Source organism: Streptomyces sp. AC558_RSS880 (assembly GCF_019049255.1).
Classification (GTDB): Bacteria; Actinomycetota; Actinomycetes; order Streptomycetales; family Streptomycetaceae; genus Streptomyces.
Map to the genome: position 1 here is coordinate 253,970 of NZ_JAGMUJ010000029.1, position 25,532 is coordinate 279,501.

22 protein-coding genes and 1 pseudogene are annotated in these 25,532 nt (G+C 70.9%); 15 read left to right on the plus strand and 8 right to left on the minus strand.

Features of this window, described 5'->3' with window-relative positions; all coding sequences use genetic code 11:
• Window positions 1-41: 41 nt before the first annotated feature.
• On the minus strand, window positions 42-1,169 hold the full coding sequence (locus tag KUM38_RS11270; protein WP_254396987.1) for a hypothetical protein: 1,128 nt from the start codon (window positions 1,167-1,169) through the stop codon (window positions 42-44).
• Window positions 1,170-1,290: 121 nt separating this feature from the next.
• Here KUM38_RS11270 and KUM38_RS11275 point away from each other — a divergent pair, with 121 nt between their 5' ends.
• The 3 genes from KUM38_RS11275 to KUM38_RS11285 are packed head-to-tail and all read left to right on the plus strand — an operon-like array spanning window position 1,291 to window position 3,948.
• Window positions 1,291-2,295, plus strand: a complete 1,005-nt coding sequence (locus tag KUM38_RS11275) for a glycosyltransferase family 2 protein (protein ID WP_254396988.1) — start codon at window positions 1,291-1,293, stop codon at window positions 2,293-2,295.
• The gene (locus KUM38_RS11280) at window positions 2,282-2,695 is read left to right on the plus strand and encodes a GtrA family protein (RefSeq protein ID WP_217129173.1); all 414 of its coding nucleotides are present in this window, start codon (window positions 2,282-2,284) and stop codon (window positions 2,693-2,695) included. Before KUM38_RS11275 ends, KUM38_RS11280 begins: the two co-directional genes overlap by 14 nt.
• A complete protein-coding gene (locus tag KUM38_RS11285; RefSeq protein WP_217129174.1) occupies window positions 2,692-3,948 on the plus strand; it encodes an NAD(P)/FAD-dependent oxidoreductase in 1,257 nt (418 codons plus the stop codon). The genes KUM38_RS11280 and KUM38_RS11285 overlap by 4 nt, the downstream gene beginning before the upstream one ends.
• Window positions 3,949-4,021: 73 nt before the next feature.
• Here KUM38_RS11285 and KUM38_RS11290 read toward each other — a convergent pair whose 3' ends face one another.
• Entirely contained in the window at window positions 4,022-5,710 is a 1,689-nt protein-coding gene (locus tag KUM38_RS11290) for a hypothetical protein (RefSeq protein ID WP_217129175.1), read from the minus strand.
• A gap of 303 nt (window positions 5,711-6,013) precedes the next feature.
• On the opposite strand from KUM38_RS11290, the gene KUM38_RS11295 reads away from it, so the two are divergent.
• Window positions 6,014-6,454, plus strand: coding sequence for a hypothetical protein (locus tag KUM38_RS11295; protein ID WP_217129176.1), 441 nt, complete (start codon window positions 6,014-6,016; stop codon window positions 6,452-6,454).
• Between the two features lie 81 nt (window positions 6,455-6,535).
• Here KUM38_RS11295 and KUM38_RS11300 read toward each other — a convergent pair whose 3' ends face one another.
• The 5 genes from KUM38_RS11300 to KUM38_RS11320 form a co-directional block, all read right to left on the minus strand.
• Window positions 6,536-7,804, minus strand: coding sequence for an ABC transporter substrate-binding protein (locus KUM38_RS11300; protein WP_217129177.1), 1,269 nt, complete (start codon window positions 7,802-7,804; stop codon window positions 6,536-6,538).
• Entirely contained in the window at window positions 7,801-8,820 is a 1,020-nt protein-coding gene (locus KUM38_RS11305; protein WP_217129178.1) for a hypothetical protein, read from the minus strand. Before KUM38_RS11305 ends, KUM38_RS11300 begins: the two co-directional genes overlap by 4 nt.
• Window positions 8,817-10,208 (minus strand): hypothetical protein, encoded by a 1,392-nt coding sequence (locus KUM38_RS11310; RefSeq protein WP_217129179.1) that lies wholly within the window; start codon window positions 10,206-10,208, stop codon window positions 8,817-8,819. The genes KUM38_RS11305 and KUM38_RS11310 overlap by 4 nt, the downstream gene beginning before the upstream one ends.
• A gap of 75 nt (window positions 10,209-10,283) precedes the next feature.
• Window positions 10,284-12,593 (minus strand): tetratricopeptide repeat protein, encoded by a 2,310-nt coding sequence (locus KUM38_RS11315; protein ID WP_217129180.1) that lies wholly within the window; start codon window positions 12,591-12,593, stop codon window positions 10,284-10,286.
• A 46-nt stretch (window positions 12,594-12,639) separates the two neighbouring features.
• Window positions 12,640-13,965 carry a serine protease gene (locus tag KUM38_RS11320; protein ID WP_217129181.1) on the minus strand — a complete coding sequence of 442 codons (1,326 nt, stop codon included), beginning with the start codon at window positions 13,963-13,965 and terminating at the stop codon, window positions 12,640-12,642.
• 91 nt (window positions 13,966-14,056) lie between these two features.
• Between KUM38_RS11320 and KUM38_RS11325 the strand changes: the two genes are divergently transcribed.
• From KUM38_RS11325 to KUM38_RS43555, 3 genes and pseudogenes are all read left to right on the plus strand, one after another.
• Entirely contained in the window at window positions 14,057-14,371 is a 315-nt protein-coding gene (locus KUM38_RS11325; protein ID WP_217129182.1) for a trypco2 family protein, read from the plus strand.
• A gap of 46 nt (window positions 14,372-14,417) precedes the next feature.
• A pseudogene (locus KUM38_RS11330) lies at window positions 14,418-14,942 on the plus strand (hydrolase); the annotation flags it as partial.
• A complete protein-coding gene (locus KUM38_RS43555; RefSeq protein WP_217129183.1) occupies window positions 14,884-15,453 on the plus strand; it encodes an ABC transporter substrate-binding protein in 570 nt (189 codons plus the stop codon). The pseudogene KUM38_RS11330 and the gene KUM38_RS43555, both read left to right, overlap by 59 nt.
• On the opposite strand, the gene KUM38_RS11340 is transcribed toward KUM38_RS43555, so the two are convergent.
• Entirely contained in the window at window positions 15,404-16,357 is a 954-nt protein-coding gene (locus KUM38_RS11340) for a MerR family transcriptional regulator (protein WP_217129184.1), read from the minus strand. The genes KUM38_RS43555 and KUM38_RS11340 overlap by 50 nt on opposite strands.
• 305 nt (window positions 16,358-16,662) lie before the next feature.
• Between KUM38_RS11340 and KUM38_RS11345 the strand changes: the two genes are divergently transcribed.
• The 8 genes from KUM38_RS11345 (at window position 16,663) to KUM38_RS11380 (ending at window position 25,530) form a co-directional block, all read left to right on the plus strand.
• Entirely contained in the window at window positions 16,663-17,235 is a 573-nt protein-coding gene (locus KUM38_RS11345) for a GNAT family N-acetyltransferase (protein WP_217129185.1), read from the plus strand.
• A 366-nt stretch (window positions 17,236-17,601) separates the two neighbouring features.
• The gene (locus tag KUM38_RS11350) at window positions 17,602-18,546 is read left to right on the plus strand and encodes a C45 family peptidase (protein ID WP_217129186.1); all 945 of its coding nucleotides are present in this window, start codon (window positions 17,602-17,604) and stop codon (window positions 18,544-18,546) included.
• 199 nt (window positions 18,547-18,745) lie between these two features.
• On the plus strand, window positions 18,746-19,069 hold the full coding sequence (locus KUM38_RS43560) for a DoxX family protein (protein ID WP_217129291.1): 324 nt from the start codon (window positions 18,746-18,748) through the stop codon (window positions 19,067-19,069).
• A complete protein-coding gene (locus KUM38_RS11360) occupies window positions 19,066-19,374 on the plus strand; it encodes a GNAT family N-acetyltransferase (protein WP_217129187.1) in 309 nt (102 codons plus the stop codon). Before KUM38_RS43560 ends, KUM38_RS11360 begins: the two co-directional genes overlap by 4 nt.
• A gap of 50 nt (window positions 19,375-19,424) precedes the next feature.
• Complete coding sequence (locus tag KUM38_RS11365; protein WP_217129188.1) at window positions 19,425-20,615, plus strand: ImmA/IrrE family metallo-endopeptidase; 1,191 nt, start codon at window positions 19,425-19,427, stop codon at window positions 20,613-20,615.
• An 8-nt stretch (window positions 20,616-20,623) separates the two neighbouring features.
• Window positions 20,624-21,136 carry a hypothetical protein gene (locus KUM38_RS11370; protein ID WP_217129189.1) on the plus strand — a complete coding sequence of 171 codons (513 nt, stop codon included), beginning with the start codon at window positions 20,624-20,626 and terminating at the stop codon, window positions 21,134-21,136.
• A gap of 268 nt (window positions 21,137-21,404) precedes the next feature.
• On the plus strand, window positions 21,405-23,963 hold the full coding sequence (locus tag KUM38_RS11375) for a hypothetical protein (protein ID WP_217129190.1): 2,559 nt from the start codon (window positions 21,405-21,407) through the stop codon (window positions 23,961-23,963).
• A 247-nt stretch (window positions 23,964-24,210) separates the two neighbouring features.
• A complete protein-coding gene (locus KUM38_RS11380) occupies window positions 24,211-25,530 on the plus strand; it encodes a hypothetical protein (RefSeq protein WP_217129191.1) in 1,320 nt (439 codons plus the stop codon).
• Window positions 25,531-25,532 lie beyond the last annotated feature (2 nt).

A 25,532-nucleotide genomic window follows, 5' to 3' on the forward strand; every position in this document is an offset into this window, starting at 1 on the left:
CCTCAGGGAGGACGGCGCCCCGCCACGGACTCCGGTGCCTGTCAGCCCTCGGCGCCTTCCGCGAACTCCTCCTCGCCGAGCGCCCCCGCCGCGAAGCCGCCGAAGAAGCCCTCCATGAGCTCGTCGATCCGCACCTCGGTGGCGCCCGCCGGGGCCGTGGCCTTCTCGCCCTCGCCCAGGCGCAGCACCAGCGCGAACTTCTTGACCTTCGCCTTCTCCGTCAGCTTGGCCAGGTCCACGGACATCTCGGTCAGCTCGCCGTTCTTCAGCGTGAAGTCGGCCGTGACCTTCTCGTTCGGCGCGTCCTTGAGGTCCTTGGCCGTCGGCAGCTCGGCGCCCGGCGGCAGTTCGTCCGCCAGCGGGCCGAGTTCGTCGAGCAGTTCGGTCATCAGCGTGCGGAAGGGCGCGGTGGCCTTGATGTGCTCGGTGCCGTCCGATCCGCCGGAGGTCTCGAGGTCGACCTCCTGGGCGATGACCTGACGCAGCGCCTTGACGATCTTCTTCTGCGTCTTGGCGTCGAGCGTGGGCTCCGCCGAGGGCTCTGCGGCCTCGGCGCCCTCCGCCCCCGACATCTGCTCGCCGGCCTCCTCGACCTCCTTCGTCGAGATCTTGATCCACTCACCGGCGAGGAGCTTCTTGAACGCCCCCGCGCTGTCGGGCAGTTCGTCGGCCGACGGCATGGGGCTGCCGCTCATCCGCCCGAGCGCGTCCAGGTCGGCACGGACGTAGGTGTAGTCGCCGACCAGCCGGTACTCGAACAGGGCACCGTCCGGGACGCTGAACTTCACCGCCATGGCGGTGAAGTCCTTCTCGCTGGACTCCTCGATCGGCTTCTTGGACTGCACGGAGACGGAGATCCGCGCGTCGCTGAGCAGTTCGGCGGCCTCTTCGGGCATCTCCTCGCCGGGGTCCGCCCCGGAGTCCAGCGCCTTCAGCGACGCGGCGTCGGTGTCCAGGTCCAGCTCGAAGGAGAGCGAGCGTTCCTTGCCGAGCTTCTCGAAGGCCTGGTCGAGCTTCTGCCCGGCGGACAGGTTCTCCACGGTGCCGCAGGCGGCGGCCCCGGCCAGGACCACGGTGGCGACGGCGGTGGCGGTCAGGGTCTTGCGTATGGCGGGAATGACGGTCTCCTTGTAAATACGACCGATGTGGTCGCTGTAAAGACCGATCATCACCCCGAACGGTTGTACGCCGCATCCGACTTTCCGAGGACGACCGTTCGCCAACTGTTCGAGTGCGGGACACCATCGGCTATTTGCCCGCCGTTCAGCCGTGCTCCCTAGCGTCGCCGCAATGTCAGACGCACCCGCCCCCGCGACACCGTCATCGATGCCGCGCCCCCGGGAGAGCCCGAGGGGAACCACACTGGTCAGCTACGTGCTGCCGGTGTTCAACGAGCAGGACGGCATACGGCGCTTCCACGACGAACTCGTGGAAGCGATCGGTACCCGCCCGGAACTCTCCTTCGAGCTGGTCTACGTCAACGACGGTTCGTCCGACGCCTCCCTGACGATCCTCCGCGACCTGGCGAAGAACGATCCGCGGGTGCGCGTGGTCGACTTCGCGCGCAACTTCGGGCACCAGATGGCGATCACGGCCGGACTGGACGAGGCGCGCGGCGACGCGGTGATCGTGATGGACACCGATCTGCAGGACCCGCCGCGGGTGAGTCTCGAACTCATCGACGCCTGGCGGGACGGTGCGGAGGTCGTGCACGCGCGGCGCCGGTCCCGGCGGGACGGGGTGTTCAAGAGGGCGACGGCCGCCACGTACTACCGGGTCCTCCGGGCGTGCACGGAGGTCGACATCCCGCTGGACACCGGGGACTTCCGGCTGCTGGACCGGCGGGTCGCCGACGAACTGCGGCGCTACCGGGAGCGCAGCCGGTTCGTGCGGGGCATCGTCGCCTCGATGGGCTTCGTCCAGACCGAGGTGCGCTTCGACCGCGACGAACGGTTCGCCGGCGAGACCAAGTACCCGCTGCGGAAGATGGCGCGGCTGGCGGTCGACGGGGTGACCGGCTTCTCCACGGTGCCGCTGAAACTGATCACACGCCTCGGGTTCGTGGTGCTGGCGCTGTCCTTCGCGGGCATCCTCTACGCGCTGGCGATGAAGGCGTTCCGGCCCGACATCACGGTGTCCGGCTGGACCATGCTCATGGTCGTCGTGCTGTTCCTGGGCGGGGTGCAGATGCTCTCGCTCGGGGTGCTCGGCTCGTACATCGGGCGGACGTACAGCGAGGCGCAGGGACGGCCGCTGTACATCGTCCGGCAGGTGGTCCGGCATGACGGCGACTGACACGCCCGCCCGTACCGAGCGACCTCCCCGGAAACTCCGGCAGCTCGTCAGCTACACGCTCGTCGGCGGCAGCGGTGTCGCCCTGGACCTGGCCGCGTTCGCGCTGCTCTACAACGTCCTCGGATGGCACGAGCAGGTCGCCAACGGCGTCGGCACCACCCTCGGCATCACCAACAACTTCGTTCTCAACGCGGTGTTCACCTTCGGCAAGCGCGACCGGCTGGCGCTGCGCTTCGTGCGCTTCTACGCCGTGGGGATGTGCGGCATCGCGCTCACCATCGGGCTGCTGTGGCTCTTCGCCGGCCGGCTCGGGACCGACCCGAACCTGGTGAAGGCCGCCTCCCTGCCGCTGGTCCTGGCGGTGCAATTCGTGCTCAACCGGAAGTGGAGCTTCGCGTGAACCTGGGCATCATCGGAGCCGGCGCCACCGGACTGACCGCCGCCTACGACGCGGTCAAGGCCGGGCACACGGTCACGGTGCTGGAAGCGGCCGACGAACTGGGCGGCCTGGCCGCCTCACTGACCGTGCAGGGCACGCCGCTGGAGCGCTACTACCACCACATCTTCCGCTCCGACCACGCCATGATCGAGCTGATCGAGGAGCTGGGCCTGGGCTCGTCCCTGCGCTTCCACAAGCCCACCACCGGCATCTACCGCGCCGGACGGCTGCGCCCCTTCAGCACCCCGCTGCAGATGCTGCGCTTCCTCCCGCCGCTGCCGGCACTGCGCTTCGCGTTCTCCTCCGCCGCGCTGAAGGCCGTACGCAAGGGCGAGCGCTTCAACGACCGCACGGCGCTGAGCTGGCTGCGCCGCTGGGCCGGACGGCGCGCCACGGAGGAGATCTGGGAGCCGCTGCTGCGCGGCAAGTTCGGGGAGCGCGCCGAGGAGGTGTCCATGGCCTGGCTGTGGGCCCGGGTGCACTGCCGCACCTTCGAACTGGGCTATGTGCACGGCGGGTTCGACAAGGTGTACGCGGCGCTGGCGGACGCGGTCGCCTCGCGCGGCGGGAAGATCGAGTTCGGCAGGCGGCTGACGCGCATCCGGCAGGACGGCGACACGGTGACGGTCGACACCGAGGACGGGTCGTCGTACGGCTTCGACCACGTCGTCGTCACCACCCCGCAGCCCGCCTTCGCCCGGGCCGCGGGACTGCCGTCCGACGACGTGACGTGGCGCAACCAGTACCTCGGCGCGACCTGCCTCGTGCTGGAGCTGGACCGCAGCCTCATCCCGTACTACTGGCTCAACGTCAACGACACCGACTTCCCGTTCCTGGCCGTCGTCGAGCACACCCGGATGGTGGACCCGGCGGAGTACGGCGGCAAGCACGTCGTGTACGTCGGGAACTACGTGCCGCGCGACGACTGGCGCTTCACCTCCGACCCGGAGGACCTGCTGCAGGCGTACACGCCCTGGCTGCGACGCCTGAACCCGGACTTCGACCGTTCCTGGATCTCCCGCCGGCACTTCTCCCGCGCCCCCTTCGCGCAGCCCGTCGTCACCCCGGAGTACCGGGAGCTCATCCCGCCGCACGAGACGACGATGAGCCGGGTCACGCTGGCCACGATGGCGCAGGTCTATCCGCAGGACCGGGGACAGAACTACGCCGTGGCGATGGCACACCGGGTCATGGAGCTGATCGGCGCCCGGTGAGCCGCGGTACGGCGACGGCCACCGCCCCCGTCCGGGGCGGTGGCCGTCGCCGTGCGGGCGCGTCGGCCCGCGATCACCGCAGCCGGCACACGACGAGCCGCTCCGCGGGCGCCGGCGGACAGTCGTAGCGCGCCTCGATCCGCCGCGCCAGCGCCCGGTCGATCTTCGCCGGGGGGAACCAGCCGCGGTTCAGCACCGCGTACCGCGGCGGGTCCTCGTCCAGGCAACGGGCGTTCTCGGCGTACGAGTCGAGGGTGCTCACGTCCGGGAGGTAGCGGGTGCGCTGCAGGAACGTCGGGATCGGGTAGGGGCAGGGCGAGGCGTGCCCGATGAAGTACGCCTCGTCGCCGAAGGCGAGGTACTGCACGAGCGCCCCGTCCGGCAACCGCCGCCGCACCTCGGCCGCCGCGTCGGCCTTCTCCTCGGAGACCCGCAGATACGCGGCGTTGGTCTCGCCCACCTCGCCGCGGTCCATGAGATGGGGGGAGGACGGCCAGACGGCCACCGCGGCCAGCCCGACCCCCACCACGGCGGCCGGCACCCGCAACCCGGAGCCGCTCCCGGCCGGGCGCCGCACGTCGAAGAACGCGGCGCCGAGCGCGACGACCCCCGCCCCCCACACGACCGCCGACCGCTGCAGCCCCTGCGGGGCGGCGGAGTACCACGGCGCCAGGACGGCGATCACGCCGCTGACCGCCAGGAAGCCCAGCGGCACCCGTCCCCGCGCCCCGTACCACCGCGCCACCGCGAGCCCCCACAGCGCGGCGGCGCCCACCGGCAGCGCGGCGGCGTGGTACGCGAACCAGTTGCCCTGCACCACGACCGCGCCCAGCCCCACGGCGGCCCCCGCCCCGGCGAGCACCGCCCACTCGGTGCGCCTGCGCCGGTCGTCCTGGCCGGCCAGCAGCAGGAGCAGCGCCGCGGGCAGCAGGAGCAGTACGGGGCTGAGTGCGGCCCGGTCCGCGAGGAAGTCGACCGACCGGGCGAAGAGCTCCCCGGGCCGCACGCCCTGCCGGGACAGTGAGCCCTGGTTGATCTGCGGCATGTCCCGGACCCACTGCCACTCCCGCGACCCCGACCAGAGGCTGAAGCCCAGCAGCAGCACGCTCGACACGGCCGTCGCGGCGGCGAGGAGCAGCGCGCGCACCCGGCCGGCGGCGAAGACGGCCAGCAGCGCGATGAGCGCGGTGGCGGCGGTGGAGTACTTCATCATCACCGCGAGCCCCAGCGGTACGGCCGCGAGCGCCGCGGCGGGCACGGGCCGTACGTCGGCGAGCACGACGGCCACCGCGAGCACCGACAGCAGCGCGGCCGTCCACTCCGGCTGCAGGAAGTCGGTGCGCGGCGCCAGCGCGAGCACCAGGGCCACCGCGGCACCGGCCAGATCCGCCTCCCGCCCCGGCAGCCGCCGCCGCAGCGCCGCGCGCAGGGCGAGCCCGGCGGCGAGGCACAACAGCACACCGACGCCCCGCAGGACCGCCTCGCGTACCGCGGTGGGACCGGCGCCCAGCTGGTCGAGGCAGTACAGGAACCACCGGTAGAAATACGGCCGGTGAGTAAAGGTCTCCGACGGCGAAATGCCGACCGCCTCACCACTCCGCAGACACGCCAGTACATAGCGGATGTCCCCGTGCAGCCGGGCCGTCACCACGGAGCACACCAGCACGGCCCCCGTCACGAGCCCGACGACCAGCCGCGCCGCGCGCGCTCGTCGTCCGGCCGGCGGCTGCGTACGGGCCTGCGGTATCAGCAAGTTGGTCACGACGCGGGACGTTAACAGTATTCCGCGCAATCCTTCGCAGGGAATTCAGTGCAGTGGGTCGTTCATTTATTGGACATCTTTGATTGTCCATGAGTTCGCCGGGTAATTTCCGCGAGGCCTTACTTATCGTTTTTACGCAATCGCTCGCTTGATCGGTTCCATGGAGCTCCGGGGAGGGCTGGGGGATGTTTCGTCGTGCCCGCGCACGCAGGAGAACCGGCAGACGGGTGGCCTTGACGCTCGCACTCGCGCTTGCGGCCGGACCGCTGTCGGGCGTGCTGTTCGGTGGCTGCTGAGATTCACGTGGACGAGATCACCCGGATCCTGACGGGTACGATCGTCCGCTCCGTCGGCAGAGCGGTGGACATGGGCGTCGTCGAGTTCGACGGCCTCCAGGGCGAGACGGTCATGGTTCACATGCAGTGCCCGTTCCGGATCGTGCGGCACGGGAGGATCCTCCTGGGGTCCGCGGACATGCGGTATGCGCAGAAGGACGCGGGACCACAGGCGTTCGACGAGTTCCGCATGATCTACGACGCCCAGACCACCACGTTCAATCGAGTGCTCGGCGAACTCCGTCCCTCCGTCGACAGCGTGACCGTGGGTCAGTCGGGTGAGCTCACAGTGAACTGGGAGCAGGCGTTCCGGCTCGAGGTGTTCCCCGACTGCTCGGGGCGGATCGAAGCCTGGCGGGTACTCGTCCGCGGGGGAGCCCACCACGTCTTTCCTCCGGGTCTCGACTGATCGTCCAGGGGGCCTGTTCCGCCCGGTGCTCGCCGGGCGGAACAGGCCGTCGTGCCACGTGCGGGAGGCGCCACCCGTCGCTCACCGCGTACTGCACACCGTCTTCGGAGCCGCCCTGCTGTCGGCGCCCTGCGCGTCCTGTGCGTCCTGCACCCTCTGCACGTCCTGGAGGAGGTCCGGAACACCGGGGTCCTGGCCGGCGGCGGCCCGTGCCATGGTGAGCAGTACGGCCTCGTAGAAGGCGTCCCGCACGGCGGGCGCCATGACGTCCGAGGCGTCCAGGCAGCGGGGCCCTTCGCGAAGCCGCCGGGCGATCTCACCCCTGACCGCGTCGCCTCGCGGCGTCACCTGACGGTTCGCCGAGAAGACGCCCGCCCGGTCGGCCCACTTCTGCTGGCCCTCCCGGGAGGCCAGCCGTTCGATCAGCTCACCGGCCTCGGGACGGTCGCTGAACAGCGCCGCGAAGTCACCGGTCACCTCGCGCCCCCGGACCTGACCGTCCCCCTCGGGCAGCAGCGGAGCGGAGTCCGTCAGGCGCGCGTGCCGCGCGTCGTCCCGGTAGAAGGAGAGCGCGAAGGAGCCCTGGTGCTCCAGGGCGCACTCGTCCGGACCGTCGAACAGCAGCCCGTTGCCGTGCGGGGCGCCGCGGTGGTCGGTGAGCAGAGCCGACCCGGCCGCCTCCTCGTCCTGCCGCAGCAGACCGGCCCAGGCCTCCCAGGCGGTGCGCACCGGATCACTTCGCCACCACTTCGCCTCGCCGGTGCCCAGCGCCCACTTCTCGTAGACCTCCGGGCCCTCCCGTTGCAGCACGAGGTCCTCGACCCAGTCGGTGCCGGGCCAGCCGGAGGCGCCGTCGTCCCCCATGCCGATGCACCAGCTCTTCAGCGGGGCCGGTGAAGCGTCCGGCTTCCGGCCCTCGCGGTACCAGACGATGCTCTTCAGGTCCGCCTTGACCGGGACCCAGTACACGTGCCCGGGGGACGAGGCGGCCGCCATCCAAGGGGCGCCGTACTCCCGCGGATCGTAGAGATCGTCCAGCGGCTCCAGAAGGCCCTGGTCGGCGTACTCGGCGAGTTCACCGAGGCCCGGCATGATCACGATGTCCGGGGGCTCCCCCGCCTGCACCTTGGAGAGCAGCACCTCCCGCTGGGCGGCGGTGCCCTGGTAGCGGAAGGGGATGCCGAAACCCCGCAGCACGCTCTCGAACTGCTCCGCCTGCCCGGCCGTCCACGTCCCGAGGATGGTCACCGGCTCCTCGTCGTCGTGCTGCGCCCAGACCACCACCATGCCGCCGGCCGCGACCAGCAGCATGACCACACCGAACACCAGCATCCTGAACCGCCGGGTCACCGTCGCCTCCAGTAGTCGTGGTCGAGCCGCAGACCGAGCCCCAGCGCGGGCAGGACGACGGCGAACAGGCTGCCGACGAGAGCGCCCCGGTACACCGATTCGGTCCACGTGCCGTCGGTCAGCCGCTGCCGGACCTTCTCCGACATCTCCGTGACGTGCTGCTGCGCCTCGGCCGGCGGGCCGCTCCGCCAGGACGTCTCGGTGATCCGTCGCAGATCCCCGAGCGCCCCGTCGAGTTCGTCCTGGGTGGAGTACGCCGTCATCAGCGGGACCACCGCGAGCAGCACGGTGAGGAGGAGGGCCGCGAGCAGGTACGGGTTCCAGTCACGGCCGCAGCGGTCGCGCAGCACGAACAGCGCCGAGAGCAGGGTCAACGCCGTCGCGATCAGGGCGAGTTCGGCGACCCACCACCCGGCGTGCTGCCACCGCCCCATGGCGGTCGTGGCCTCGGCGTGCTCCAACTGGTTCCGCTGCAGGACCTTCAGACGCGGTGCGACTCCCACCGTGTCGCGGGTGAGCAGCGACTCGGCCTCCCGAAACCTCAGCTTCCGCATGAGGGGCTGGTCATGGGAGAGGGACGTGCCGAGAGCGAGCGAGTCGCTGTAGGTGGCGAGCAGGCCCTTGACCGTGCCGAGGTCCTGGTCCGTGCGGTCGGCGATCCGGGACAGGCCCTGGTCGGCGGCCGAGAGCTGGGACCGGTAGGCCTCGCCCGAGCCCGCCACGCCGATGAGGTCCATCTCCACCAGGCTGTTGGCCTCCTCGTGGGCGCGCAGGGCCGCGAGCCGGGCGGCGGCGAGCCCCTGCACGGCCGGCGCCTCGCGGGACGCCAGCGCTTCGGCGCCGTGCTGGACCTGACGGCTGGAGAGGAAGAGCGCGGTCGACGCCACGGCCGTGAGCAGCAACAGCACCAGCAGATGCACCTCCAGCAGCCGACGGGTCCGCCAGGAGCCCGGACGCCCGCGCCAGAAGGCGGCGGGGGAGTACCGCCGCCAGGAGGCGGCACGTCCGGCCGTCACAGCAGCTTCTCCCCGCAGGCGATGCAGTAGCGGGCCTCGCTCCCGGCCGGCGTGCCGCAACCGCCGCAACGCGGACCCGGCCGGGCGCCGACGGCTTCGGCCAGGGGCCCGCCGGGACGGGACCCGGCGCGCAGGATCATCGGGCCGAGGGTGCCGGCGTCGACGGTGCGCAGCCGGACCCGCCCCCCGGCCGCGTCCTCGATGTGGGCGACCGCGCGGATCTCGTCCAGCACCCAGTCCGTGCCGGACCGCACCGCCAGCCGGGCAGCCTCCCCCAGCAGGTCCTTCGCGGTGTCGCGACGGCCTTCCCGGAGGGCGATGAGTCCTTGGCGCAGCGCCTTGCGCATTCTGGTGGCCTCGTTGAGGGTGCGCACGCTCTCGGCGCCCGCCGGGGCGTGCGGCGGGGCGTGCCCGGGAAGGTGCCAGCGGGCGGTGACAGGCGCGTGGACGTCGCCGATGGAGACCATGGCGAACTGCAGCTCGGTCTCCAGCGGGTCGGTGTCGGAGTCGGCGACCAGGGTGAGCAGGTAGTCGCGGCGGCCCTGCTCCCACTGGTAGGTGGGGAAGCTCCAGCAGTGCGGCCGGCCGGGCTGGGGCAGCCCGCCGAGCCGGTGCGGCCGGGGCGCCTTCTCGCTGAGCGAGACCTGGCGCACGGAGGGCCGTACGGTCACCTCGACCGGCAGCTGGGGAGTGTGCACCCGGCGCAGCCGCTGGATGGCGGCGGTGATCGCGGGGCCGAGTCCGTCGTCCACGAACTCGGCCGTGCCGTGCAACCGTTCGGCGAGGGTCAGCAGGGGATCGGGGGACCAGTCCGTGCCCACGGCGAACACGTCGCAGGTGAACTGCCCCGCACAGGCGTCCAGTTCCTCCTCCAGACGGTTGTCGGCGGCGACGGCGCTGCTGCCGTCGGTGATCAGCACCAGATGGCGTACGGACACCGGCCGGCCGGCGAGCAGGGCGCGCGCTCCGGCCACCCAGGCGGCGTACCCGGCGGGACGCGGCCCCTCCCGGTGCAGCGGGAGCGAGCCCGCGACGAAGGCGGCCCGGCGCCTCTCGTCCCGGTCGGCGACGGCCCACTCGTCGTCACCCCGCGGATAGCACCGGACCGGCTCGGGGCCGCCGCCGAGCACGGCGAAGGAGATGCGGTCGGGCAGGGCGCGCAGCGCCGCCGGCAGGGCGTGCCGGACGGCCGCCCGGTGGGATTCGGCGACGTCCACCGCGATGATCACCGCGAGCTGGACCGCGGGCAGGTCGGTGGGGGCGCCGCCGGCGGCCACGTCGACCCGCAGATGGGCCTCGATCTTCGCGCTCCGGTGCGGGCGCGGATCGCCGCCGAGGTCGACGTGGAGTCGGATGCCCGGCTGCGGGGGCCGGGTGGGGCTGCTCATGTCGTACGTCACCGCTCCTTTCGCCTTCGTCCGCCTGCGTCGCCGGGTGCCGTTCCGTCCGGTCGGGTCGCACGGTCAGAACACGGTCTGGGGTCGCACCGCGTGCATGAGGTCCACGAGGTGCTCGTGGGCGGCGGCCGGTTCCTGGTGGTGTGCCGCCAGCCGCCGGTAGTGCGACTCCAACTGCTCGCGCAACGCGCGCTCCGGCGCGCTCAGACGGCGCAGGGCGCGGGCGGTGAGCCGTCCGGCACCGCTTCCCGGGGAGCCGGGACGGTCGCTGAGGCTGTGCACCGCGTCCAGTTTCCACTCGTGGAGTTCGGTGCTCAGGCGCAGCGCCTCGTCCTCGGACAGGCCCGGCTCCCCGTCGCCCGGACGCCGGCCCACCAGGCCGTGCAGTTCGGCCAGTGCCGCGTCGACCTCGGCGGGCAGGGGCAGCGGATCGCCGTCTCCGGGCAGCCGGGCCGCGCGGATGCGCAGGGCGGCGATCCGGGCGACGGTGTGGTCCAGCGTGCCCTGCCGGACCCGGCCGAGCACGTCGATGGCCGTCCGGCGGTCGCGTGCGCGGAGCGCGATCCTGGCCAGGCCGAGGGCGGCGCCGCCGTGCGCGGGGTTGCGGGCGAACACGGCCTCGTACAGTTCCTTGGCCGTGGGCCCGGCGGGGTCGTCACCGAGCCGTTCCGCGCAGTGGGCGAGGGCCAGTTTGGGGGCGTACTCGCCGGGCAGTTCGAGGTGGACCTGTGTGAAGTGGTTCCGGGCCTCGGCGACCTGCCGGGGGTCGTCGTCGAGGTCGGCGCCGCGCAGCGCGAGCAGGGCGCGGTGCCACTCCAGCCGCCACCGGCGCACGGCGGACGGTCCGGGGACGGAGTCGGCGGTGTCGAGTTCCTCCTGGGCGCGCCGCAGGTCGTCGCGGGTGTTCCGGCCCAGCAGGACGCGCACGTTGTGCAGGCGGATCTCCACCGAGGGCGGCTTCTCGTCCTCCTGATCGAGGAGCCGGTCCGGGTCGTAACCGCTGCTCACCTCGAACCGCGTGGCCTGCGGATCGCCCGGATAGGGCCTGGGCACCGGCAGGCAGGCGGCGATCTCGGCGGGGGTGGGCGTGCCGAGGTCGAGGGTCGGTGCCACGGGCGGCTGGTACCGGTCGCGGCGGGGCCTCTCCAGCCAGTGCCCGATGCCCGGCACCGTGCCGAGCCGGGCGCCGGGCAGCCGGGTGGACGGCCGGAAGTGGTCGGAGGGCTCCGGCGGGTCGCTCTTGCCGCGCAGCGCGCGGATCTCCCGCAGGGCACCGCGCAGTTGGCCGACCATCTCACGGGCGTCGGTGAAGCGGCGGCCCGGGTCGGTCCGCACGGCACGGTCGACGACCCGCTGGAAGGAGGCGGTGCCGAGGCCGGGCGCCTCGGTGACGGCCCAGCGGGAGAGTTCCCGCAGGGTGACGCCGACGGTGTGCAGGTCGTGGGCGACGGTGGGCGCGGCCGACGTCGCGGTCTCGGGCGCCATGTAGTCGGGCGTGACGTGGGCGGGCGGCAGGCCCTGGCCCTGTTCGCGCATGCCGCCGAGGTCGATGACCTTGATGCCGTCCCGGTGGTGCACGACGTTGGACGGCTTCATGTCCCCGTACACGAAGACCCGTTCGCCGTCGGCGTGCAGATGGACGAAGGCCTCGAGGATCTGGCAGCCGTACGCCGCGACGTGCTCGATGTCGAGGACGGACTCCCCGCGCCGGACCTCCTCGGTGACCCTCGCGAGGGTGCCGTCGCCGACGTCGTCCATGACGATGTAGCCGCCGGTGACCTGCCCGCTGTCGTCCCTGCGGGCGACGAAGTCGCGGATCTGGACGATGCGGGGGTGGCGGATGGCGACGAGGTTGCGGCGTTCCACGTCGGCGAGGCGGGCGCCGTCGTGCTCGTACCGGTTGAGCAGTCCCTTGACGGCGACGACGTCGCCGAGGTGGGTGTCCTCGGCGAGGTAGACCCAGCCCTGGCCGCCGTGTGCGATGGGTCCCATGATCCGGTACTGGTCGCGCAGCAGGTCGCCCTCGGCGAGTTCGGGCCGGTACGAGTAGCGCTCGCCGCACGCCGGGCAGAATCCCTCGATCGGCACCGGTCCCTCGGTGTAGGGCGGGGCGAAGGTGATGCCGCAGTCCGCGGACGAGCAGCTCATGCGGATGCGCAGCGGGGCCTCGGGACGGATGAGGCGTTCCCCGGCGGGGCGCGGCTCGCGCTCGGGGAGGGCGAGGAGTTCGCGGGGGCCGAGTGCGCGGGGGTCGCCGGGCAGGTCGGGCAGTCCGGGGCCGTTCGCCGCGCGGCCGCAGGTGGCGCAGTAGCCGGTGGGCAGCACGGTGCCGCCGCAGGGGGCTCCGGTGAAGCGCCGGTGCGGGCAGGTCGTCATGGTCTCGCGGCCCTCCTTCCCCACCCGGGCCGGGCGGTGCGCCGCGTCACCGGTCCCCGCAGCGGCTCAGGTCGGCACGCAGCGTCCTGATGAGGGCGCGCAGCCGGGCGAGTTGCTGTTGCGGGTCCCGTACGTCGTCGAGCAGGCGGCGCGTGGCCCGGTGCCGGTCGGCGGTCTCGGTCACGGAGCCGAGGGAGGCGCTGTCGACGATGTCGCGGCGTATCGCCCGGCTGAACTCCGCGCGCTGCAGGCGGTCGAGCAGCGTGTCCGCGTGGTGGAGGAGCGCGGGCCGCAGGAGGAGGTCGCGGGACGCGGCCCAGCCGGGCCCGCCCTCGTGCCGGAAGACGAGCAGCAGCCGGAAACCGAACACCCGTAACCTGGCCAGGATCTCGATGAGGGGGCCCGGCTGGGGCTCCTCGTCGAGACCGTCGACGAGGACCGTGACCGGCCGTACGGGCGCCCGGTCGGCCGCCCGCTCGGGCCGCCGGGCCTTGGCGCCGCGCAGCCAGTCCCAGTACGCCAGGTACTCGCCGGGCGGGAAGGTCACCTGGTCCAGCGCGTGGTCGATGAGCTCGGGCCTGCTGGCGCCGCCGCGGTGGACGACATGGGCGCGGTGCAGCAGATGGCGCAGGGAGCGGTCCTTGCCGCTGCCCGGGGGCACCACGGTGATCTTCACCGGGTCCTCGTCCGGGTCGTCGAACCACCGGGTCAACCGCTCCTCGAAGCCGTGGTCCCAGGCGCCCGGACCGCTCAGCTCCTTGACCACCGGCGAGAGTTCGGCGATGCGGCCGACGGGGATCAGGTACGAGAAGGAGAGCCGGTTGTCCTCGGGCAGGGCCGCGCCCAGGTCTCCGCGCCAGCTGACGACGAGGCCCACCACCCGGGCGGGACGGCCCTCCTCGGGCCGGGTGCACACGGCGGCGCCGCTGAAGCCGGCGCGCACCACCTCCGACCGGGTGACGGCGTCGAGCTGCACCCGCTCACCGCTGACACCGCCGATCCGCCCCCACAGGCTCATGCCGTCGTCGAAGCCCTCCGCGTAACCGGTCGCGTACACCTCCATACCGCCCCACAGCCGGGTGTCCAGCGGAGCGCGGCGCGCCTGCGGACGGGGGCTGTCCAGGCGCAGCACGGCGACGTCCTCGCCGCCGGGGCCCTCCGCCAGCCAGCCGCCGGGCATGACCCGCGCGGCAACCGGTTCCAGCCCGCCGTTCTCGGCGAACTCCAGCCACATCACGGCGTCCGGACGGCGCACCACGTGCGCACAGGTCAGCGCCGTGTACTGGTCGACGAGCACGCCGGCGCCGCACACGGGGCCGTGGGCGTCCTCGCGCCGCAGCCTGAGTCTCCAGTCCGCACGCAGTTCCCCCATGCCGTCTCACACTACGTGCAAAGCACGGGGCGTCCCTAGACTTGTGAGCAGGGTGCATCGGTCAATCAACCGAAAGTGGCGGTGTGTTGAAATGACGAATGCGGAACCGATCGGCCTGGCGGAGGCCATCGGCACGGTACGTGCGGAGCTGGCGCGGGCCCAGGCCGAAGGCGCGCAGAGCGACTGGCGGTTCCACGTGGAGCAGGTCAGCCTGGAGTTCTCGGTGCAGTTCCACCGGGCCGGCGAGGGCGGGGCGGGGCTGCGCCTGGGCGTGGTCGAGGCACGTCTGGGCGGCTCGGTGAGCCACGACTCCACGCACCGCATCGAGGTCGCCCTCAAGCCCCTTCCCCGCCCCGACGGCCGGCACCACGAGGTCGGCCGCGAGGACACCACCGCCCGAAGCTGAGCCACCCCGCTCCGGAAGCCCTCCCGCCGCGCTGCTGTGGCCATGCGTCGTCGGGCTCGCCAAGGCCGCCAAGGTGTTCGACGTCCCGACCATTCTGACAACCGTTCTGGAAGAGCGCGGTGGCCTCCTCGTTCAGGGGCTGCAGGATGTGTTCCCGGAGCAGAAGCCGATCAACAGGACCTTCATCAACACCTGGCAGGACGAGCGTGTCGTGAACGCCGTCAAGGCGACAGGACGCAAGAAGCTGATCATCGCCGGCCTCTGGACGGAGATGTGTGTGGCCATGCCGGCCATACAGGCGGTGGGTGAGGGCTTCGAGGTCTTCGCCGTCACCGACGCGTCGGGTGGTGTCTCGAAGGAGGCCCACGACATGGCGGTACGGCGCATGGTCCAGGCGGGCGTGGTCCCGATCACCTGGATGGTCGCGCTGGGCGAGTGGCAGCGCGACTGGGCCCGTGAGAAGACCATGCGGGGTGCCGCCGAGGTCCAGCAGCAGCACGGCGGTGCCACCGGTGTGGCCTTCACCTGGGAAATGCAGCTCCTGGCCACGCCCACCGGAAACGAGGCCTGACATCACCGCCGCCCCGGCACCGATCCGTATCGGGTACCGCCTGTCGCTGACCGGTTCCCTCGCGGACGACAGCGGGTCGGCCCGTCTCGCCCATGAAATCTGGCGTGAGGACACCAACAGCCGAGGCGGACTTCTCGGCCTTCCCGTCGAGTTCGTCCGGTACGACGACCAAGAGAACGCTGACAACGTTCCCAGGATCCACGAACGGCTGATCGACGAGCACGACGTGGAACTCGTCCTCGGTGGATACGGCACCGACACCTTGCTGCCGGCCATGCCGCTGATACTCGACACGCTGCGCGCTGCCGAAGTCCGCCCAGCCCGGCGCGAAGAAGGCCCTGCAGGAGATCTGCAACGCCGGAGCCGGAGCCCACTTCGAGGGCGGTCACCTTGTCGAATGCTCCGAGATCCTCGCGGCGTGATCGAAGCCGCGAGGATCGGAGCGACCGTCAGGCGTGGGACTACTGCACGCGGGACTGCCGCGGAGTATGAGTGCGCAGGGCTTCTGTGAACCACGCGAACACCGGTACCAGGCTGGGCGGGACGGGCCATCCGTTGATGACGGCCAGCAGGTGCCAGTAGCGTTCCGCGCGGGGATCGCCGGCGATCTCCAGGCGTGTCAGCAGCCAGTGGCGCAAGTCGGCGTCGTCGGCGCGGCTGAAGGTTTGTGCGTAACGGGCGGTAAGGGCGTCGATGACGGGTGCGGCCTCGGCCGAGACCGGGGCGATGCCGGCATCGAGTGCGCGGCCGACGCTGTCGCGGACGGTCTCGGTCAGGTCGTGGTGCAAGCCGGTGACGTCGCCTTGGGCGCGCTCGGCTGCCTGGTACTCCGCCATCCGGCGGACGGCGGCGCGGAAGTCGGGGTCCTGGGTGAGTTCGGCGAGTTCCACCCAGGCGTCGACCTGATGGGGTTCGGGGTCGTCCGGCAGTTCGGGCATGGCCGAGCGCATCATGTCGACGAAGTCGGCGTTGGCGTCGAACCCGCCGAAGGTGTCGTCGATGAAGTCGGTGATGAGGTGTCGGCGTTCGTCGTCGGAGAGCTTGGCAAGCTTGTGCATGAGGTCCATTTCCTCGGGGGTGGAGCCTCGTTTGGCCACCGCTCGCAGCACCGCGCGCCGCAGTCGGAGGGTGCGGATCTGCACCTCCAGGGCGTCGGCGTGTGCGGCCGCGACCTCGGGCACCGAGACTTCCCGGTCCAGCACCTGCCGGATGACAGCAAGGTCGAGCCCCAGGTCACGCAGGGTGCGTACCAGATCCAGACGCGCCAGTGCGCCGATGTCATAGAGACGGTAGCCAGCCGGGCTGCGGTCCGTCGGCGGCACGATTCCGGTGTCGGAGTAGAACCGAATGGTCTTGACCGTCAGCCCGGTCCGCCGGGCCAGGGCCCCGATCGTGAAGAGCGTGTCGCCGTCCATGCCTGCACCTTCGTGCCTCCCCCTACGGGAGACTCAAGCCCAGTCTCCCCGTTGGTGCTTCCACCCCACCGGGTCGCCGATCCACAGGCCTTGACCATTACTCGACCGCCCTCGGCCGGCAGGCCCGACGAGACGGAGGAATCCCGCACGGCCACTTCAAGCTCCTCGTGCTTCTCGACGCCGCCGACCACCGGACCCGGGCGCTGAAGAGTCTCGCCGACGGTCTCCGCATCTCTCGGAGGGCGTTGAGTCCGGATCGGATATTCGGTGTTCTGCCCGCCCCATGAGGACGCAGGATGGTGCGCATGACTTTGGCCACCCCTACACTGCACACCGCTCGCCTGCGACTGCGCCCCTTCACCGACACCGACGTGGATCCCCTCTTCGCACTGCACAGCAGCGCCTACGTGCTGCGCTACTGGGACTCCCCGCCGTGGAACGAACGGGCTCGAGCCGACCGCTTCATCGCGACGTGCCGGAAGATGGAGGACGAAGGCACCGGGGTGCGGGTGGCCATCGACCGTGCTTCTGACGGGGCCTTCGTCGGCTGGTGCGGTCTGACCGGATGGAACCCGGACTACCGCAGCGCGTCGTTGGGCTACGTCCTCGGCGATGCGATGTGGGGCCACGGCTACGCGACGGAAGCCGCGCACGCCGTGCTGAAGTGGGCATTCGACACACTGGACCTGAATCGAGTGCAGGCTGAGACCGATACGCGCAACGTGGCGTCCGCCCGGGTCCTGGAGAAGCTCGGATTCATGCGGGAAGGGACACTGCGGGAAGACTGCGTCGTGAACGGCGAGGTGTCCGACTCGTGGGTGTTCGGGTTGATCAGGCGAGAGTGGCGACCGTCGGCCATGCCGACCCCGGCCCACTGAGCGGCCGTTGCATCCGCTTCCGGTACAGGCCGCGTCCGGACTGGGTGAGGACGCCTTGGCGGGCCGGCAGCCCGGCCGCCTCCCTCGCCATGGTGTTCAAGCTGGTCGAGTGCGACGAGACCGTCGCAACCTGATCACGTCACCCGAACCACAGCGATTGACAATTGCTCTCGCCAACGCCTTCTTGACACCCGGCTCCTTCAACGCGGGACATGATCGCCTACTTGGAATCGGCCACGCTCGCGTTCAGCGGCTTCATCGGATCGAGCGCCTGGCCGCCACCGATGACGGCCGCCTGGTGAATTACCCGCACAATTAGCTAGGTTGCCCTCGCCTCGTCCGATTCTCACAGGGGGAGTGGCAGCCGTGCAGCAACAGGACATGACCTTCCAGGCGATCGAGGTCGGCGACGGCGGCGACGGGCGGTGGGCCGCCCACGCCCGGACCCTGTGGCAGGACATGGAGGGCCTGCTGACCGAGGAGGGCCGGACTCCGGAGGGCACGGACCGTGTTCGGGCGCTGTTCCGTGCGCACATGCCGGAACTGGTCCCGGTTCTGGACCGCCTGGCCGTCCAACTCGACCGGCCCGAGGCGGAAGCCTTCCTCACCCACGCGGCACTGCGGCCGTTCTCCCCGGCCTGCACCCAGATCGGCAGGAACGGCACTCTGCTGCGCAACTACGACTTCCCGCCCGATCAGTGCGAGGGCACCATCGTCTCCTCCTGCTTCCTGCGCCCCGTGATCGGGATGCAGGACGTGCTGTGGGGCTTGCTGGACGGGATGAACGACGCCGGTCTCGCGGTCTCGGTCACCTTCGGCGGACGTTCCGTCTTCGGACGTGGCTTCGCCATTCTCATCGTGGTGCGCTATCTGCTGGAGACGTGCGACACCGTCGACGAGGCGGTCGGCAGGCTGCGGTCCCTGCCGATCGCCGTCCCTCAGAACCTCACCCTTGTCGATCCCGCGAAGGCGGTGACGGTGTTCGTGGGGCCGGATATGTCGCCGACGGTGGCGCCGGATGCCTGTGCCGCCAATCACCAGCACCTGCCGGTGACCGACGAGCAGGAGCGGGCCTTGCGGACGCGGGAGCGGCTGCGCGCCATTCGCGCCGCGGGTACGGACGTGGCGGCGATGCTGAAGCCGCCGCTGTATCGATCCGTCGACGAGCAGGGATCGGGCACGCTCTACACAGCCCGCTACCGGCCCGTCGAGGGCCGTGTGACGTACTACTGGCCCGGTGAGTCCTGGCAACAGTCCTTCGGTGACTTCGCACCCGGATCCCGCACCGTGACCTTGGGCCGGGCCGGCTGAGAAGCTTTCCGGACTCCTGCCCACCCCTGCACGGAAATCTTGCAAGAACGCGAAGACGAGTGGGTGACGACGACCCACGTCTGATCCGGGAGCGTCCGGTGCGTTTCCGCCCAGGGTTCCACGGTCGGCTCCAGCGCCGCCTCACCGCCATTGCCGAGCGGCAACCGCGCTGTTCCCCCAGTGACCATTCTTCGTCGGGCTGGCCGAGGTCGCCGCCACCGTGGGCCTGGTTGTCGGACTCTTCTGGCGGCCCTTGGGCATCGCCGCTGCTGTCGGTATGACCGTCACGCTGGTCGGTGCGGCCGTCTTCCGTCGCTGTGTCACCGCAGGCCCGGAATTCTGGACGGAGTGGGAGATGGTGGGTACCGGGCCGGACGGTGCGGCCGTGGTGCTGGGCGGGTCTGCCGTCATGTGGACCCGAGACGGACGGATCGACCAGTCACGGTTCTGCCCGGGTCCGGATCCCGTGCCGACGGGATTCTGTCGCGTCGAGCGGGATCGGACCCGCGAGGGGGACGCATGACGGTCGAAGTGAGAGACGCGCCCGAGGCGAAGCGGTACGAGGCCCGTGTCGATGGAGAGTCCAAGGTGGCGGGCGTCGCGGAATACATCCGCACGACGGAGCTCGTCGCGCTCGTGCACACCGAGGTCGAGGCGGAGTACGAGGGGGCGGGAGTCGGGTCCGCGCTGGCCCGCACCGCCCTTGACGAGGCACGCGCCGCGAACCTGCGGGTGCTGGCCACCCGTCCCTTCTTCGCGGGCTGGATCAGCCGGCACCCCGAGTGCCAGGGCCTGCTGTACCAGTCCCGCAGCAAGGTCAGTGACTGAGACCAAGCCGACGCGTTGCGATTTTCGCAAGCCGCCGATACGGTGGGGGAATGACTGAGACTGTGATCGACCGTGTACGCAAGGTTATGGACGCAGCCTCCTTCACCCAGGCCGCGTTCGCCGAGAGGGTCGGACTGTCGCCGGACAAACTCTCCAAGTCGCTCAGCGGTGTGCGCCGCTTCAGTTCCCTGGATCTCGCCCGTATCGCCGAAGCCACCGACACGACGGTGGACTACCTGCTGAGCGGACGTGAGCCGGTGCGCCCCCGGGCCGCCGCCCGCCCCGCAGGGACGGTGACCGAAGGGGCCGGGTGGGCCGAGATCGAGGCGATCGCCTGCCGTTTCCAGAACGCCTACGACGTTCTGGAACTGCTCGGCCGACCTCGTTCGATCCCCAACCTGCCCGCCCCCCGCCCCGAGCTCGAACGGTACGTCGACCAGGGAGAACGTCTGGCGGCCGACCTCACGGAACACCTCGCGCGGCGAGGTGCGGGATCCCCCGCGGGTATGGATCTCCCGGCCCTCATCCGGCTCCTCGCGGACCACTGCGGAATCGATGTGGCGCTCGTCGAGTTCCCACCACAGGCAGCCCTGTCCGGCGCGACGTGGCAGTCCGACGCCTTCCGTATCGTCCTGCTCGCGACCACCCAGGAGTGGACCCGGGCACGCTTCACCCTGGCCCACGAGGTCGGACACCTCCTCGCCCGCGACGCCCAGGACCTGCGCGCCGACGCGGCACCGCAGCCCGGCAGGCAGAAGGACTACACGGAGGTGCGGGCCAACGTCTTCGCCGCCCACTTCCTGATGCCCGAAGCCGAGGTACGGGTGGCCTGGGAGCGCACGGTCACCGACCCGCAAGCCCCGACCGACGCCGAACTCAGCGAACTCGTCGTCACCCTCAAGGTCTCACCGAGCGCGCTGGCCGCGCGGCTGCATCGGCTCGGTCTGCTCGACACCGCCCGCCGCGACCGGTTCCGTGGCTTCACCACCGAGATCTGTCACGTCCTGGCGGGGCGGCTCGACGACCACTACCGTCACCGCGCCGAATCAGCGGTGGTCCGTCCGCCGCTCGTTCCCATGGCGGAGCTGCTCGCCGCGTACGAGGCCGGCGAGACGACCCTGCGCCCGCTGGCCGCTTACTTGGACCGCACCGTCGACGACCTGAGAGCCATAGTCGAACCCGCGCGCGCCGCGCGCCCTCTGCCGGAGGACGAGAAGGGCGATCCGGTATTCCAGCCATGACAGGTTCCTTGGATTCGTCCAGCCGCGTCAGCCTCTTCCCCGACAACACGGTCCTGTGCAACTTCGGCACCGTGGGACGCCTGGACCTGCTCCGCAAAGTGCTCGACGGTTGCGGCCGCTGGACCGAAGCGGTGGCGGAGGAAGCCCGCCGCTCCGCCACCTACGTGCGCGACCTCGCCCGGCTCCGCGCCGAGGGCTGGCTGGGCGAGCCGATCGAACTGTGCACCGATGCCGAGATCGCCCTTGCGGACCGGCTGCGCACGGTCGGAACACCGCCGGACCGCCTCCGGCCAGTTCCCGACCCGCGCGGCCAGCGCGGCGCGGAGCACGGCGTACCGTGCGGCGGCGTCCTCGGCGTCAGGAGTGCCGAACGTGCGCTGGACATGTTGCAGAAGCGGTCGCACCAGGTCGAACTCGGCGTGCAGAAAGGCGTGCTCGGCAGCATCCAGCAGGTCGTGCACCATGACGGTCGGGCCGGGTCCACTGGTGTCGTCCACCTGCACGGTCTGCCGCCCCCCTGAGCCCCTTGCGTAGCAACAGCCACCGTAAATAAGCTTGTTAGCGATGTCAACGTACTGGTGATGCGGTGGATGGTCCTTGCGCGTCCAGCCGGAGTTCGGTATGGGAAGCGATGCGTGGCGAGCGGCTTCCCGATGCCTCGGTTCATGTCCTGACCAGGCTCTTCCGCATTCAGGGCATGTGGTGCGATCGATGTACACCTGTCAAAATTCGTTCCATCTCCTTGTCTCTCGAGGCGGTCGTCTCACATGTTCATCGGAGGATCCAGAGTTGGGGCAGATCGACACCCGTCTCATCCAGACCGCGGTCCTCGGGGGCCGCGACTCGGACCAGCCGGTGATCCTTCCCGAACAGCCGCACAACCTCGACGAGTTCCTCCGCCAGTTCGGGAGGGACGACTTCTGGTGCGGCACGCTTCTCGGCGGCTGCGGAGAACCGCTGCGCCCCAAGCGGTACGTGACGAAGGTCTGCCACTTCTCCCACGAAGCCAATCCAGGCCGTGGGGAATGCCACCGGACCACCCACAGCGCGGACGGCGCCGACCACTTGTTCATCAAAGCCCATGTCACTCGTTGGCTGGCGACGCAGGGGCACGCGGTTCAGGGAGAGCTGCGCACTTTTGGACATTGCCACGGCGATGCCGTGGACTTCCGGCTGCATCGCACGAAGACGCACCTCCGGTTCGAGCTCCACCCGGAGGACTACCGGAGCTGGCGCAAGGCGGCGGACAGCCTGGGCGCGAAGGAAGGCCGTATCGAGTGGGTCTTCGGCCGGGACGACGTGCTCGCACGTGACATGGTGGCGCGTCGAGGGTACGCGCTGCTCGTGCGGTGCGAGACCGAGGACAACGACCGTCGAGTGTTCATCGGCACCCTGACCGACCGGAAGAAGACGCCCTGGGCTCCCCTGGAACACTGCCGGATGACCGAAAGCGGCCTCGTCACGCCCGCACTCGAGGAACTGCGCGCCGAGGGAGCGGTCCGCGACGACGGCACCGGCAGTGAGCCGTTTCCCGGTAGTGTGCCCCTGTCCGGCGGACAGCTCGTGTTCGCGGTGGACACGGAAGCAGCCCCCTTGTCCCCGTCGCCGTTGGACGTGCCCGGCAGGCGCCTGATCCCCGGCTTCGTCAAGCCGGCGGGAAGCCGCATCGTCCGGGCCTTCCTGTCCTTGCCCGACACGGTGCCGGACCCCACGGACCAGTACGTCTACCGCCTCGCGGGCTCGGTCCGACTGTTGGTCACGGACGTCGTCGAGGGACACGGTTCCTCGTGGGCGGTCCGGGCCGACGCCCTCGTGGAGCTCAACGGCCTGGACGCGGAGCGCACCGGTCTGTGGCGTCCGAGTGTCGCGCTCGACGAGAAGCACGTCCCGGCGCCCCGCGCCTCCGGCACGTGTGAGCGGACCCCTCTCGCCGAACCCGTGTCCAGCGGGCCCAAGGCGCCGGAGACCGCACCGGGGAAGCCGGCCGACGTGCTCAGGAAAGTGCTGGAAGAGATCGCGGCGAGGGGCGCCACGATCACGTGGAGCGAACTGGCCGGGCGGCTCGGCAGGTGGGTCTACGACCTGCCGGACCTCAAGCGCCAGGAACTGCTGGTCGAGGTGGACAGGCCGCGGGTCCCCGACCGGCCGCTGCTGAGCGTCCTGATCGTCACCCACTTGGGCAGGCCCCTTCCGTATCTGGGCCGGGTGCTGAGCCGTCTTGGAGCCGCCGAGCCGGCCTCCGAGTTCGCTGTGCAGCAGTGGGCGGTGGCCGAGGCCAGGAAGACGCACGAGGCGTACGGGAGCCGGCCAACACACGTGTCGGCCGCTTCACGGCTCGGTACGAACCAGCCTGCCGCAAAGGTGCAAGCGCCCTCTGAGAGCGACCTGCGTCAGGCACACCGGAAACGTGCGGAGATGCGGGAGAAGCTGGAGGAAGCGGCGAGGACCCGGGCCCGGACGAAGGGGATGCGTGTCCAGCGCCTGTCGGAGGCGATGGGACAGGGAGAGGCGCATCTCCGACGGTACGAGGAAGTCCGCTCCCACAGGCGGGCCCTCCGTGTCTGGTTGGGGGAGGGCGACCGCGTCCTGGACCTTCTCGACCGCCTGATCGGCCGCCCGATCACCGACATTCCGGCCAGGACGGTGCACCGGGCGATCTCTTCCGAACCGAAAACGGTCAAGGCCGTCGAACCGAAACCGGTCGAGACGGAGGATCCGCATGTCAGGAGGATCAAACGCCTGCTCGATGAACTGAGCCGGACCCACAAGGACCGGCCCACCCAGGACCTGCGGCGACTGGTTGACGAGATCGGGAAGGAGTGCGAGCAGTTCGCCCGGCCGCTGCCGGTCAAGGAGGCCAGGCTGGTCAGACGGTGGCGGCGCAGGCTGGAGGAGCGGGTGTCCGCCGAGCGCTCCTCCCGTCCCGTGGCCGCCCCGCGGAACACGCCGGCCGAGGCGGGCGGCACCGCCGAAGCATCGCAGGACGGCCGCCTGTCGGCCGAGAGGATCGACAAACTGGCCCTCACCGTCCGCGGCATCCTCGAGGAACTGGCCCGCGCCGACGGCACTCCCTTGAACTGGGGCGACCTCCGTCGCAGGGCGGGTGGGCAACTTCCCTTCCTGCACCCCGACGACCAAGTCGCGTTGCTCGTGGCGGCGGACCGCGGCACACCGGCCGACGCGCCCCTCCTGTCCACACTGGTCGACGGTTCCGCCGTCGCCCCGCACCGGCTCTACCACCAGGTGCGCCTGGGCATCGGCCGAGAGCCCGTCCTCGATACGGAGCTCGAGGCCCATCGGGCCATGGAGGCCCTACGGCTGCGACAGCTCTGGCGATACCGACGGTGAGCGCGTCGCGGTGTCGGCGTTCGTGACGGGGTGGGGCGAAGCGGTGTGCGTCACCCGTCGGCCGAAGGGGGCGCACGGGGCGCAGACGCGGTGATGACGCGACGGAGGTTGCAGGTGTGCGAGGAAGCCGGCCTGGTTCCGGGACGGCCCGATGTGGATCGAGTGACACCCGGGTGCTGCGATTCGGCTATACGGTTTTGCTGGGACGTCAGTCGTGGGCTGACGTGGGGATGAGCCAGGGGGGACGATGATCGACTATCGCAAGGCAACGACCGTTCCGGTGTGGACGCTGGCGACAGGTGACGTCCAGGTGCCGGCGGTGGCCGGGGACGGGCCGATGACGGCTGAGCGTCTGACCGAACTGCGCGGCGTGCTGGCCGCGTTGGCCGACCGGCCGATCGCCACACTCGAGTTGCATCCGCTGCCGGACAAGCTCGACCGCGGCCGGGGCATCTCGCTCGACGCCGCGAGCCCGCTGGCGCAGCACCTGTCGCAGCTGATCACACAGTCGGCGCGCGGTTCCGCGGCGGCCAAGGCGACGGCTTCCGGCGAGGGGCTGTACCGCATGGTGGTTCCGGCGAAGGTCGCCAAGCAGTTCGGTCAGGGCATCGTTTGTTCGATGCAGTCGAAAGCGGTGGCCGGTGGTATCCGCGGCCCCCTCGTGGATTCGGCGACGGGCAAGATCGTCGCCGGTGCGACGTTCATGCCGGTCGGTAAAACGGCAACAGCGGGCGCAGCCGGCGGAGCTGGTGCGACTGCCGGCGTCGCGACTGCCGGCAGTGCGGCGCTCACCGTGGCCGCACCGCTCGTCCTCATGGCCGTGGCGGTCGGGGTGAGCGCGCACGCCGACGCCAAGCGGCAGGAGGCCATCGAGCACATCACGGAACTGCTGGAGCAGCTTCAGGCGGACAAGCTCGACGACGAGCACAGCGCGCTCAACGGCTGCCGTCCCGCCATCGACAAGGCCACGGCCATCCTGCTCGACCAGGGCAGGCTCGGTGTCTCGCTGGGACTCGACTCGGCGGTGCACGCCATCGACACCGCACTGGGCAAGGCCGACATCCGCCTGGCCCGGTGGACGAGCGCGCTCGACAGGCTTCCCGACGGCGAGCCCGTCGAGATCGGCACGCTGACCGAGTCGTTCCCCGGTGTGGACGAACAGGGTGGCACGTTCCGCACCCATCTCGAACTGGCCGCCCTGGCCATCGCGTTGAAGCGGCGTGTCAACGTCCTCCAGGCGGTCGAGCAGGCCCAGAGCGAGCCCGAGAACCTGTTCGAGAACTTCACTCGCGCGCTGCGGGATGACGAGCAGCGCCTCGACGAGCTGGAGTCGGGCATCGCCGGTGTGCTGATGCGCCTGTCGGCGCTGGTGCTGGCGCGCCCGAACAGCAAGCTCCCCGTCCTGACGAACGGTGAGGTCGACCGGCTCCTGCGCGTGGCGTACCAGATCCGTGGGCTGGGCGACGGTGTCGCGGTGGGCGGCCGCCCGACGGATGTGGCGATCGAGATCGCCCGCGACAAGGACGGCTCGGTGGTCGTGTTCCCCGCGCTGGCCGCAGCAGCGTAGGC